Annotated in this window: 7 protein-coding genes; all 7 read left to right on the forward strand. The window is 60.4% G+C overall.

What is annotated here, in order from left to right; translation table 11 throughout:
- Nucleotides 1-743 precede the first annotated feature (743 nt).
- Nucleotides 744-2,201 carry a serralysin family metalloprotease gene (locus FHW68_RS16945; protein WP_183681566.1) on the forward strand — a complete coding sequence of 486 codons (1,458 nt, stop codon included), beginning with the start codon at nt 744-746 and terminating at the stop codon, nt 2,199-2,201.
- Nucleotides 2,202-2,289: 88 nt separating this feature from the next.
- Nucleotides 2,290-2,712, forward strand: coding sequence for an AprI/Inh family metalloprotease inhibitor (locus FHW68_RS16950; RefSeq protein ID WP_095632590.1), 423 nt, complete (start codon nt 2,290-2,292; stop codon nt 2,710-2,712).
- Between the two features lie 211 nt (nt 2,713-2,923).
- A complete protein-coding gene (locus FHW68_RS16955; RefSeq protein ID WP_183681569.1) occupies nt 2,924-4,711 on the forward strand; it encodes a type I secretion system permease/ATPase in 1,788 nt (595 codons plus the stop codon).
- The gene (locus tag FHW68_RS16960; protein ID WP_183681573.1) at nt 4,708-6,057 is read left to right on the forward strand and encodes an HlyD family type I secretion periplasmic adaptor subunit; all 1,350 of its coding nucleotides are present in this window, start codon (nt 4,708-4,710) and stop codon (nt 6,055-6,057) included. The genes FHW68_RS16955 and FHW68_RS16960 overlap by 4 nt, the downstream gene beginning before the upstream one ends.
- Before the next feature lie 2 nt (nt 6,058-6,059).
- On the forward strand, nt 6,060-7,430 hold the full coding sequence (locus FHW68_RS16965) for a TolC family outer membrane protein (protein ID WP_183681576.1): 1,371 nt from the start codon (nt 6,060-6,062) through the stop codon (nt 7,428-7,430).
- A gap of 225 nt (nt 7,431-7,655) precedes the next feature.
- Nucleotides 7,656-10,613 carry an autotransporter serine protease gene (locus tag FHW68_RS16970; protein WP_183682094.1) on the forward strand — a complete coding sequence of 986 codons (2,958 nt, stop codon included), beginning with the start codon at nt 7,656-7,658 and terminating at the stop codon, nt 10,611-10,613.
- A gap of 265 nt (nt 10,614-10,878) precedes the next feature.
- A complete protein-coding gene (locus FHW68_RS16975; protein WP_183681579.1) occupies nt 10,879-13,926 on the forward strand; it encodes an autotransporter domain-containing protein in 3,048 nt (1,015 codons plus the stop codon).
- Nucleotides 13,927-13,940 lie beyond the last annotated feature (14 nt).

Consider the following 13,940-nt stretch of genomic DNA (forward strand, 5'->3'; position numbering starts at 1 on the left):
GCAGCAGTCGTGAAAATCGATCATCTCGACGTGGCAGCCATGCCAAACGCAGGCTACGCCAGCTGCTACAAAAATCGGAGTGCACCGAGACCTGTAGCAGCTGCCGAAGGCTGCGTTCGGCTGCGCAGCAGTCGTGAAAATCGATCATCTCGACGTGGCAGCCATGCCAAACGCAGGCTACGCCAGCTGCTACAAAAATCGGAGTGCACCGAGACCTGTAGCAGCTGCCGAAGGCTGCGTTCGGCTGCGCAGCAGTCGTGAGAATCGATCATCTCGACGTGATAGCCATGCCAAACGCAGGCTACGTCAGCTACTACAAAAATCTTAGAGCACCGAGACCTGTAGCAGCTGCCGAAGGCTGCGTTCGGCTGCGCAGCAGTCGTGAAAGTGGCCACCCAATAAAAATTGGAGTTGATAGCATTACACTGGCACCGACACTAAGAAGTCCGAAAAAACGAGAACTCCTCTACAGGAAAACAACTTACTCTTATTTAATATTTAGATAGTAGATTGTCGGACAATCCAATTAAAACCTTCAACTAAAAACTCTATTTCTGCATCGCGCGCATTGTTTGCTGGAGCTCGCCGGAACAACTCAATTTGACGTCAAAAAAAATGTAGACGTTTGATTTCGAATTGTGTCAGTTTTTATACGCCTTCATTGGGCGAGTGATAGGACGATCTCGCCAGAGATTGTCGTATCGGACAAAAACTGTTCCATTGCTAAACAAGGAAGTGTGTTTATGTCGAAAGTAAAAGACAACGCTATTGATCTTGCTGAACAGGGCTTTGCGCCATTGCAAGCGCTGGGCGCCCCCAGTTCCGCCTACAACCAGATCGATAGTTTCAGCCATCAGTATGATCGGGGTGGCAATCTCACGGTCAATGGCAAACCCTCCTTCTCCGTCGACGAGGCCGCTACCCAGCTGCTGCGTGACGGCGCGGCCTACCAGGACAAGGACGGCAGCGGCAAAATCGAACTCACCTATACGTTCCTGACCTCGGCGTCGTCGAGCACCATGAACAAGCACGGCATCAGCGGGTTCAGTCAGTTCAGCGCGCAACAGAAAGCCCAGGCCGTGCTTGCCATGCAATCCTGGGCCGACGTGGCCAATGTCACCTTTACCGAAAAGTCTTTTGGCGGCGACGGTCACATGACTTTCGGTAACTACAGTAGTGGTCAGGATGGGGCCGCAGCATTCGCCTACCTGCCTGGCACCGGTGCGGGTTATGACGGGACTTCCTGGTACCTGACGGGCAGTGGCTATAACGTCAACAAGACGCCGGACCTGAACAATTACGGCCGTCAGACCCTGACCCATGAAATCGGTCATTCCCTTGGGCTGGCTCATCCTGGCGACTACAACGCCGGTGAAGGCGCGCCGACCTACAACGACGCGACCTACGGGGAAGACACTCGCGGTTACAGCCTCATGAGTTACTGGAGCGAGAGCAACACCGACCAGAATTTCAGCAAAAATGGTGTGGAAGCCTATGCGTCCGGCCCGCTGATGGACGATATCGCCGCCATTCAGAAACTCTACGGTGCCAACACCACCACCCGAACCGGTGATACCACCTACGGCTTCAACTCCAACGCCGGTCGCGACTTCCTGAGCGCGTTTTCGTCATCGGACAAAGTGGTGTTCTCGGTCTGGGATGCGGGTGGCAGGGACACTCTGGATTTCTCCGGTTTCACCCAAAACCAGAAGATCAACCTCAATGAAGCCTCGTTCTCCGATGTTGGCGGCATGGTAGGCAACGTGTCCATTGCCAAGGGCGTTACCGTCGAAAACGCGATGGGCGGTTCGGGTAGCGACCTGCTGATCGGCAATAGCGTGGCCAATGAACTGAAAGGTGGTGCCGGCAACGACATCCTCTTCGGCGCCGGCGGTTCGGACAAACTGTGGGGCGGTTCGGGTTCGGACACTTTTGTGTTCGCCGCCAGCAGCGACTCCAAGCCAGGTGCGGTCGACCAGATCCTCGATTTTGTCAGTGGCCTGGACAAGATCGACCTGACCGGCATCACCCAAGGCGCGGGCCTGCATTTCGTGAACGCGTTCACCGGTGCAGCAGGCGATGCGGTGTTGACCACTTCGGGCGGTAACAGCCTGTTGTCGGTGGATTTCTCCGGGCACGGCGTGGCTGACTTCCTGGTCAGCACGGTTGGCCAGGCGGCGTACTCGGACATCGTGGCCTGATTCAAGGCAAAAAGGAGCGGCGCTTGACGCGCCGCTTTCTGTCCCTTGAACGGCAATGCGTAAGCTACAACCATGAGTAAAACGCCCTATGATCCACAACGCTTTTACCTGCAAAGCAACCGCGTGGCTGTTGGCGACGCTGATGATGTTTCTGGGAGAGGTAGCCATGGCACGCAGTCTGAAATTAGCCGACCCGTCGGAACTCGCCGGAACATGGCAAGCCACTTTGAACACTGCGCAGGATTCCCCCGAGTCCCAGGCGCTGCAGGACAAACCGTCGAATGTTTGCTCGGTCGAGCTCAAACCGGACCAGACCCTGGGCAAGGGGGCCGATTGCCTAGCCGCCTGGCTGAACGAGTCGGCGATTGGCTGGTTCCCGGAACCGGACGGTATTGCCGTGACGGGTAAAGAAGGCTCAAGAATTCTATTTTTCAGCCGACAGCGTGAGGGGCTTTATAAAAGCACCTTGAAGTCAGGTCTGATCATTACGCTCGAGCGCATTGCGCATTAAGTGAAAAATGTCGGGCAGGCGCCAAGTCTGGATATAAAGCTCGTTATTGCCGATACAAGCAGCCGATCAATAACCGGAACGCTTTGAAGAACACAAAGCGTTGTTATTAATGTGCAAGCAATCACCGGCAAAAGAATGTCTCGACCCGTGTGCGGACAGTTAATCGGAACCTCGCCAAGTAAGGCGAGGATTAATACCTCAGGAAAAACCAATGAAGATGGCGAAGAGCCCGGCCACCGCACCGTTATTCAAGGCACTGGGCGACTATAAGAGCATCCTGATCAGCGTCGGGTGTTTCACCGCACTGATTAATGTGCTGATGTTGGTCCCCTCGATTTATATGCTGCAGGTCTATGACCGGGTATTGTCTTCGCAAAACGAAACCACCCTGGCTATGTTGTCATTGATGGTGGTCGGGTTCTTCGTTTTTATCGGTTTGCTGGAAATCGTGCGCAGCTTCATTGTCATCCGTATCGGCAGCCAACTGGAGCGCCGCTTCAACCTGCGGGTGTATCAGGCCGCTTTCGAGCGCAACCTGTTCAAAGGCGAGGGCAACGCGGGGCAATCCCTGGGTGACTTGACCCATATTCGCCAATTCGTCACCGGTCCGGCGCTGTTTGCCTTCTTCGATGCACCCTGGTTTCCGGTGTATCTGTTTGTGATCTTTCTGTTCAACGTCTGGCTCGGTGTATTGGCCACCGCGGGCGCGGTACTGCTGATCGGGCTGGCCTGCCTCAACGAGATGATGACCAAAAAGCCCTTGGGCGAAGCCGCGGGTTTTTCCCAGAAATCCGGCCAACTGGCCACCAGTCACCTGCATAACGCCGAGACCATTCAGGCCATGGGCATGCTCGGTGTCTTGCGCAAGCGCTGGTTTGAGGTGCATTCGCGTTTTCTCGGCTTGCAGAATCAGGCCAGCGACACCGGTGCGGTTATCAGCTCCCTGAGCAAAACCCTGCGCTTGTGCCTGCAATCCCTGGTGCTGGGGCTGGGCGCCTTGCTGGTGATCAAAGGGGATATGACCGCCGGGATGATGATCGCAGGTTCTATCCTGATGGGTCGGGTACTGAGCCCCATCGATCAGTTGATCGCCGTGTGGAAACAGTGGAGCGGCGCCAAACTCGCTTATCGCCGTCTCGACGCCTTGCTGCAAGCCTATCCGCCGACTGACGAGGCCATGGCGCTGCCGGCGCCGAAAGGCCAGATTACGTTCGAGCAAGTCAGCGCCGGCCCACCCGGGCAACGGGCCGCGACCTTGCACATGGTCAATTTCAACCTCGGCGCCGGGGAAGTGCTGGGCGTGCTCGGGGCTTCCGGCTCCGGCAAATCGACCCTGGCGCGGGTGCTGGTCGGCGTCTGGCCGACGCTGGGTGGCACGGTGCGTCTCGATGGCGCGGATATTCATCGCTGGAACCGCAACGATCTGGGCCCTTACATCGGTTATCTGCCCCAGGACATCGAACTGTTCAGCGGCAGCATCGCCGAAAACATCGCCCGCTTCCGTGAGACGGATCCGCAAAAAGTCGTCGAAGCCGCGCAACAGGCCGGCGTTCATGAACTGATTCTGCGCATGCCGCAGGGCTACGACACCGTGCTGGGCGAGGACGGCAGCGGTTTGTCCGGAGGCCAGAAACAACGTGTGGCCCTGGCTCGCGCGTTGTACGGCAACCCGAGCCTGGTGGTGCTGGATGAACCGAACTCCAACCTCGACACCGTCGGCGAAGCGGCACTGGCCGGCGCCATCGCGCAAATGAAAGCCCAGGGCACCAGCGTGATTCTGGTGACCCATCGTTCTTCGGCCCTGGCCCAGGCCGACAAGTTACTGGTGCTCAACGAAGGTCGCTTGCAGGCCTTCGGCCCAAGCCAGGAAGTGCTCAAGGCGCTGGCCGGTAACTCGTCAGGCGCCCAGGAACAGCAACGTGAAAAAACTGCGCAGGCACCGGGCGGGCTCAGCATGAGCCGGCAATATCAGCCCACGACAAGGAATTCGGGTGTATGAGCAGCACACGCATGAACGACGACAGCGAAGCGACGATGGAACACGACTACATCGCCGAACGCCCTGAGCGCGACGCGCGTTTCTTCGCCCGCATGGGCTGGATTCTGGCGATTGTCGGTGCCGGCAGTTTTTTCACGTGGGCGAGCCTCGCGCCGCTCGATCAAGGCATTCCGGTGCAAGGGACCGTGGTGGTTTCCGGCAAGCGCAAAGCCGTGCAATCAATGAGCAGCGGTGTGGTCAGCCAGATTCTGGTGCGCGAAGGCCAAGTGGTGAAGCAGGGCCAGCCACTGTTTCGCCTCGACCAGACCCAGGTCGCGGCCGATGTGCAATCGCTGCAAGCGCAATACCGCATGGCGTGGGCCAGCCTGGCACGGTGGCAGAGCGAACGGGACAACCTCAAGCAAGTGGATTTCCCCGCCGAACTGAGCAACGATCCTGACCCGCGCCTGGCCCTGGTGCTCGAAGGCCAACGGCAATTGTTCAGCAGCCGTCGCGAAGCGTTTTCCCGCGAGCAAGCCGCCCTGCGCGCCAACATAGAAGGCGCCAGCGCGCAACTGGCCGGCATGCGCCGTGCGCGCACCGACCTGACGGCCCAGGCCAGTTCCCTGCAACAACAGTTGAGCAATCTTCAGCCCTTGGCGGACAACGGCTACATCCCGCGCAACCGCTTGATGGATTACCAGCGTCAGTTGTCACAAGTGCAGCAACAGCTGGCCGAAAACACCGGTGAAAGCGGTCGGGTGGAGCAGGGCATCCTGGAATCGCGCCTGAAACTGCAACAGCACCGCGAGGAATACCAGAAGGAAGTCCGCAGCCAACTGGCCGAGGCGCAACTCAAAAGCGTGACCCTGGAAGAGCAATTGACTTCCGCCGGCTTCGACCTGCAACACAGCGAAATCATCGCCACCGCCGATGGCATCGCCGTCAACCTTGGAGTTCACACCGAAGGCGCGGTGGTGCGTCAGGGCGACACGCTGCTGGAGATCGTCCCGCAAGGTGCCCGCCTGGAAGTGGAAGGGCACTTGCCGATCAACCTGATCGACAAGGTCGGCACGCAATTGCCGGTGGACATTCTGTTTACCGCGTTCAACCAGAGCCGTACCCCGCGAGTCCCTGGCGAAGTCAGCCTGATCTCCGCCGACCAGATGGTCGATGAGAAAACCGGCGTGCCGTACTACGTGCTGCGCAGCAGTGTCAGTGACCAGGCGATGGAACAACTCAACGGCCTGGTGATCAAGCCTGGCATGCCGGCGGAAATGTTCGTGCGTACCGGTGAACGTTCACTCCTCAACTATTTGTTCAAACCGCTGCTCGACCGGGCAGGCTCCGCGTTGACCGAGGAATAAGGATGTTCGGCTGTATGAATAAGCTTTCCCTGCTGGCAGCGACATTGGCGTTGCTGACATGCAACAGCGCGATGGCCCTGGGGCCGTTCGACATTTATGAGCAAGCGCTACGCAATGATCCGGTATTTCTCGGCGCCATCAAGGAACGTGATGCAGGCCTTGAAAACCGCGCCATCGGCCGCGCCGGGCTGCTGCCCAGGCTCGGTTACAACTACAACAAGGGGCGTAACGACTCCAAGGTCACCTACCTCAACGATCGCGGGAACCGCCAAAGTGATGACCGCAATTACAGCAGTTACGGCTCGACCTTGACCCTGCAACAGCCGCTGCTCGACTACGAGGCCTATGCGGCGTATCGCAAAGGCGTGGCGCAATCGCTGTTCGCTGACGAAAACTTCCGCGGCAAGAGCCAGGAACTGTTGGTTCGGGTGCTGGAGAACTACACCAAGGCGCTGTTCGCTCAGGATCAGATCGATATCGCACGAGCCAAGAAGAAAGCCTTCGAGCAGCAGTTTCAGCAGAACGAGCAGATGTTCCGCCAAGGCGAAGGCACGCGCACCGACATCCTCGAAGCCGAGTCACGTTATGAACTGGCGACCGCCGAGGAGATCGAGGCGCACGATGAACAGGATGCGGCCCTGCGTGAGCTGGGCGCGCTGATTGGCGTGCCGGCCATCGACATTGCCGACCTGACGCCACTGGATCAGAACTTCCAGACCTTCACCCTGCAACCGGCCAATTACGACACCTGGCACGAGATGGCGGTGGCCAATAACCCGAACCTGGCCTCCCAACGCCAGGCGGTGGAAGTGGCGCGCTACGAGGTCGAACGCAACCGCGCCGGCCACCTGCCAAAAGTCAGCGCCTACGCCTCGGTGCGCCAGAACGAGTCGGAAAGCGGCAATACCTATAACCAGCGCTACGACACCAACACCATCGGTATCGAAGTCAACGTGCCGCTGTATGCCGGTGGCGGGGTTTCGGCCTCCACCCGGCAGGCCAGCCGCACCATGGAACAGGCCGAGTACGAGCTGGACGGCAAGACCCGGGAAACCTTGATCCAGCTGCGCCGTCAGTTCAGTGCCTGCCTGTCGGGGGTTAATAAATTGCGCGCTTATCAGAAGGCATTGGTGTCGGCTGAAGCATTGGTGATTTCGACCAAACAAAGCATTTTGGGCGGCGAACGGGTCAACCTCGATGCGCTGAACGCCGAACAACAACTGTTTACCACCCGCCGGGATCTGGCCCAGGCGCGTTACGACTATTTGATGGCCTGGACCAAGTTGCATTACTACGCCGGCACCTTGAGCGAGCAGGACCTGGCCAAGGTGGATGAAGCCTTTGGCCCGGGCAGGCCAACGAAGACCCAATAACCCCTGTGGCGAGGGGGCTTGCCCCCGTTGGACGGCGAAGCCGTCCCAAAACCGGAATCGGTGATTCAACCGACATATCGCATTTTCAGGACTTACGACTGCTTCGCAGCCGAACGGGGGCAAGCCCCCTCGCCACAGAGAACTGGGACACAGTCAGTAACGCGATATTCCCCTGGACCGGGGAACTACAACTCTAAAAACGCCAAGAAAGCGAGAGTCATGCACATGGATGTACAGATCAAGCCGATGTCGGTCGGCACGCTATTGCTCGTGATTTCATCAGTACCAGGCCCAGCCCAGGCGCTTTATCTGGAATCCGGCAAACCTGGCGACGCGGCCAGTTGGCGCTCGGCAGAGTTCCAGCGCGATTGGGGACTGGCGCGCATGCAGGCCGATCAAGCCTATGCCGCCGGCATCACCGGCAAGGGCGTAAAAATCGGCGCGCTGGATTCCGGTTTCGATTCCAGCCATCCCGAATTTGCCGCCGATCGTTATCACGCAGTGACCGCCAGCGGCAGCTACGTCGACGGCTCGGCGTTCAACGTCGACGGCACGCTCAACCCCAACAACGACTCCCACGGCACCCACGTCACCGGCACCATGGGCGCTTCCCGGGATGGCACCGGCATGCACGGCGTGGCGTACAACGCGCAAATCTACGTCGGCAACACCAACAAGAACGACAGTTTCCTGTTCGGCCCCAAACCCGACTCGCGCTACTTCACAGCGGTCTATAACGCCCTGGCGGATGCTGGCGTACGCGCGATCAACAACAGCTGGGGCAGCCAGCCGCCGGACGTCAGCTACCGAACCCTCGGCGACTTGCATGCCGCCTACGCCCAGCACTGGAACAAAGGCACCTGGCTTGACGCCGCTGCCGACGTTTCGCGGCGCGGCGTGATCAACGTGTTCAGCGCCGGCAACAGTGGTTACCCGAATGCCAGCGTGCGTTCTGCCTTGCCGTATTTTCAGCCAGATCTGGAAGGCCACTGGCTGGCAGTGTCGGGCCTGGATCAGAGCAACCAACAGAAATACAACCAGTGCGGGATCGCCAAGTATTGGTGCATCACCACGCCGGGCGCGAAGGTCGACAGCACCATTCCCGGTGGCGGTTACGCGATCAAGTCCGGCACCTCCATGGCTGCGCCCCATGCCACCGGGGCATTGGCGCTGGTGATGGAACGCTATCCGTACATGAACAACCAGCAGGCGCTGGAGGTGCTGCTGACCACCGCGACCCAGCTCGACGGCTCGATCACCGACGCGCCGAGTACGCGCATCGGTTGGGGCGTGGCCAACCTCGAACGGGCGATGCGCGGGCCGGGGCAATTGCTCGGAGTGTTCGATGCCAATCTGGGGGCAGGGCAGAGCGATGTCTGGAGCAATGACATTTCGGACAAGGCGCTGATTCAGCGCCAGGCCGAAGACGCCGCCGAACGTAGCACCTGGCAACAGACATTGAAGGACAAGGGTTGGCAGAACGGTGTCTCGGCTGGCGCCAGTCAGCAGGATCAGACTGATTATGCGGTGGGCACAGCACGCGATTCCGCCGCGGCCCATCGAATCTACGAAGGCAGCCTGATCAAGTCCGGTGCCGGGCGGTTGATGCTGACCGGCGACAACACGTATCGCGGCCCAACCACGGTCAACGGCGGTTTGCTGGCGGTGAACGGCTCGCTGACATCGGCGGTGACCGTCAATGACAGCGGCACCCTCGGCGGTAACGGACGAATCGCTGCCTTGACTGCCAATGCCGGTGGCACCGTGGCGCCCGGTAACTCCATCGGTACGTTGCACGTCAGCGGCGATGTGACCTTTGTGCCGGGTTCGACTTATGCCGTCGAACTGTCACCCACCAGCAGCGACCAGATTATTGCCGGCGGAACGGCCACGATCAGCGGCGCCACCGTGAGCCTGTCCCTGGAAAACAGCCCGACCTTGCTCAGCACCCAACAAGTGCAAAGCCTGCTGGGCCATCAATACAACATTCTGCAAGCGGCGGGCGGCATTCAAGGCCAGTTCGGCGCGGTGCTACCCAACTACGTGTTCATCGGCGGCAGCCTCGATTACGCCGCGACCGGCATTCAACTGAGTATTGAGCGCAACGCCACGACCTTCGCCAGCGTCGGCCAAACGCCGAATCAGCGTTCCGTCGCGGCGGCAGTGGAAGGGCTTGGCGCGGGTAACGCCGTCTACGAAAGCCTGCTGCTGTCGCCGACCACGAACTCGGCGCAACAAGCCTTCCAGCAGTTGTCGGGGGAAATCTACCCGGCGCTGGGCTCGGTGTTGATCAATGACAGCCGTTATCTGCGCGATGCGGTCGGTGAGCGTCTCAACGAAGCCAACGGTTCCCCAAGCACCGGCTGGATCAAAGCACTGGGCGCCTGGGGCAAGACCGATGACAGCCACGACACCGCCGGCTACACCACGTCGATTGGCGGTTTGCTGGCCGGTGTCGATGGCGCAGTGGATGACGAAACCCGTGTCGGCCTGGTCGCCGGTTACAGCGACAGCTCGGTCAGCATGGGCTCCGGAACTCATTCCTCAGCGCAGGTCGACAGTTATCACCTGGGCGCCTATGCCGGCCATGAACTGGGCGCCTGGCGTCTGAGTGCCGGTGGTGCTTACAGCTGGCATCGGGCTGACATCAAACGTGACCTGCAATACGGCGACGTCAGTGCCAAACAGAAAGCCAAGGTCGACGCCGGGACCACCCAGGTGTTCGGCGAAGCGGCCTATCGTTTGAACCTGCAAACACTGGCCCTGGAGCCGTTCGCCAACCTCGCTTACGTACACTTCGACACCGAGGGCTTCACCGAGAAAGGTGACGCCGCCGCACTCAAAAGCAGTGGCGACCGGCGTGACGCGGTACTCAGCACCCTGGGCGTACGCGCGCTGAAAACGCTGACGCTCTCCGGTCAGCAACAGCTGGACTTGAGCGGCAGTCTCGCTTGGCAGCACAACCTGAGCAACACCGATTCCGAGAAACACCTGGCGTTCGCCAGCGGTGGCACTGCGTTCATGGTGCAAAGCTCGCCACGGGTTCGCGATGCGGCGCTGGTGGGCGCCCATGCCAGCCTGGCCTTGAGCCGGGATGTTCGGCTGAACCTCGATTACACCGGCCAACTGGCCAGCCGCGAGAAGAGCCACGGTGTCGGGCTGAGTCTCAATTGGCAGTTTTAGTAGCGGCTGCCGAACCCTGCGTTCGTCTGTAGCAGCTGCCGAGCCTGCGAGGCTGCGTTCGGCTGCGAAGCAGTCGTGAAGTGGGCTGTCGCGGTGTGTCAGGAAGACCTTGCAGGCAGGGTTTGCGACGGCTGCGCCGCCGAACGCAGCCTCGCGCAGCTCGGCAGCTGCTACAGATCGCGTTAGCGCGTGGTGTATCAGCAGAACAAGGCACGCCTTTGAAGGCCACAAGGATTTTTGCAACACAACTAAGGACGGTAGTTCGATGAATAACAAGTACAACAACCTAGCCTTGCTCTGCGCATTGGCCACTTTGGGTACCGCACACGCGGCACCCTACGTGGAAAACGGCAGGACAGGCGATCCCGATAGCTGGCGCAGCACAGAGTTCAATGCCGACTGGGGCCTGGGGGCGATCAACGCTCAGCAGGCCTACGCCGCCGGCTACACCGGCAAAGGCGTGAAGCTGGGGATTTTCGATCAACCGGTTTACGCCTTGCACCCGGAGTTTTCCGGGGCCAATAAAGTGATCACGCTGGTCACCCGTGGCATCCGCGAATACACCGACCCCTACATACCGGTCAAAGCCGGGGATGCCTTTCTCTATGACGGTTCGCCCTCGGTGGGCTCCAACGGCAAACTGGGTGCCCACGGCACTCACGTTGGCGGGATCGCCGCGGGCAGTCGCGATGGCGGGCCGATGCACGGTGTCGCTTTTGGCGCGCAAATCATCAGTGCCGACAACGGCGACCCGGGCCCGGAAGACGGGATCATTCGCGGCAACGACGGTGCGGTGTACAAGGCCGGTTGGGATGCGCTGATCGCCAGCGGTGCGCGGATCATCAACAACAGTTGGGGCATCGGCATCACTGACCGCTTCGACCTCGGTGGCCGGGACCCGGCGTACCCGCACTTCACCGTGCAGGACGCGCAATTGCAGTTCAACGAGATCCAGACCTTGCTCGGGACCAAACCCGGCGGTGCCTACGACGGCGCCATCGCGGCGGCCCGCAGCGGCATCGTGACGATCTTCGCCGCCGGCAACGACTACAACCTCAACAACCCGGACGCCATCGCCGGTCTCGGTTATTTCGTGCCTGAGATCGCGCCGAACTGGATGACCGTCGCCGCATTGCAGAGGAATCCGGACACCGGCAGCCCCGACCCTTACAACATCAGCATCTTCTCGTCACGCTGCGGCTACACCGCGAGTTTCTGCGTGTCGGCACCGGGCAGCCGCATCTACAGCTCGATCATCAGCGGCACCAACACCAATGACCTGACCACCGGCTACGCCAATTACAACGGCACCTCCATGGCGGCGCCGCACGCTGCAGGCGCGGTGGCGGTGTTGATGGAACGCTTCCCGTATATGACCGGCGCGCAAGTCGCCAGCGTGCTGCGCACCACCGCCACCGACCTCGGCGCACCCGGCGTCGACTCGCTGTACGGCTGGGGCATGATCAACCTGCGCAAAGGCATCGATGGCCCGGCGATGTTCGTCACCGAGCAGGACATTCCCGAGGAGTTCCGCATCGACGGCGCCTACGGCTCCAGCCAGTTTGTCGCGGACTTGCCGGGCATCGGCGCGATCATCGACGCCGGCAAACCCACCGAGCGTGTGTGCAATGACGTGCAGTGCGGGCTCGACGTGTGGCGCAACGACATTTCCGGCCATGGCGGCCTGACCAAGCAAGGCATCGGCACGCTGGTGCTGACAGGCGCCAATACCTACGCCGGCCCGACCCTGGTCAATCAGGGCCGATTGGCGATCAATGGTTCGCTGCTGTCGGCCGTCACCGTCAATGACAGCGGGATCCTCGGCGGTAACGGCAGCATCGCGGCGTTGACCGCGAAAAGCGGCGGCACCGTGGCGCCCGGCAATTCCATCGGCACCTTGCAGGTAGCGGGCGATGTGACTTTCGAGCCTGGCTCGACCTACGCGGTAGAGCTGTCGCCCACCAGCAGTGACCAGATCATTGCCGGCGGCAAGGCGATCATCGAGGGTGCAACCGTCAGCCTGTCCCTGGAAAACAGCCCGACATTGCTGACCACCAGCGAAGCGAAATCCCTGCTCGGCAATCAGTACAACATTCTGCAAGCGGCCGGCGGAATCGAAGGGCGCTTTGGCGCGGTGGTGCCGGACTACCTGTTCCTCGGCGGCACCCTCGACTACTCGGCTAACGGCATTCAACTGGCGGTGGTGCGCAACGCGACGTCCTTCACCAGCGTTGGCCAAACCCCGAACCAACGCTCTGTGGCCGCTGCCGCCGAGCAACTGGGCGCAGGCAATCCACTCTACGAAACGCTGCTGCTGTCGCCGACGGCAGCCGTGGCACAACAAGCATTCCAGCAACTTTCCGGCGAGATTCATCCGGCCATCGGCACGCTGCTGATCAACGACAGCCGCTACCTGCGTGATGCCGTTGGCGAGCGTCTGCGTGAGCATGATCTGTTCGACGCCGGGGCACCCACCGATGACCGCAGCAACGCCTGGCTCAAAGTGCTCGGCGCCTGGGGCAAGAGCGATGGCGGACATGACAACGCCAGTTCCAACAGCTCCATTGGCGGGCTGCTGGCCGGTGTCGATGGCTTGATCACTGAAGATACCCGACTGGGTTTCGTCACCGGTTATAGCGACAGCTCGTTGAGCATGGGCGATGGCACGCACTCGTCAGCCTCGGTCGACAGCTACCACTTGGGTGCGTACCTGGGCCATGAAATCGACGCGTTGCGCCTGAGCGTCGGCGGCGCTTACAGCTGGCATCGCATTGACGTCAAACGTGACCTGCAATTTAACGGCGTCAGCGGCAAGCAGAAATCCAAACGCGATGCGACCTCCGCGCAACTGTTCACCGAAGCGGCGTATCGGCTGGACCTGCAACCGGTCGCTCTGGAGCCCTTTGCCAATCTGGCTTACGTGCACTTGAACACTGAAAGTTTCAGCGAAAAAGGTGATGCCGCCGCGCTCAAGGGCGGGGAAAACAACCGCGATGTGGTGCTTTCGACCCTTGGCGTGCGGGCGAGCAAAGCCATTGCGTTGTCCGACCAGCAACAGCTGGAACTGTCCGGCACGCTCGGCTGGCAGCACAACCTGAGCAACACCCGTTCCGAAGACCACTTGGCCTTCGTTAACGGCAACACCGCGTTCAGCGTGCAAAGCGTGTCCATGGACCGCGATGCCGCTGTAGTCGGTGCCCGTGCCGGATTGGCGCTGGGCAGCGATACCCGTTTGAGCCTGGATTACAACGGGCTGCTCGGCTCCCGGGAAAAAGACCACGGCGTGGGCCTGACCCTGGACTGGCAGTTCTGATTTGACGCAAAGGA

The organism is Pseudomonas sp. Tn43 (assembly GCF_014192635.1).
Classification (GTDB): Bacteria; Pseudomonadota; Gammaproteobacteria; order Pseudomonadales; family Pseudomonadaceae; genus Aquipseudomonas.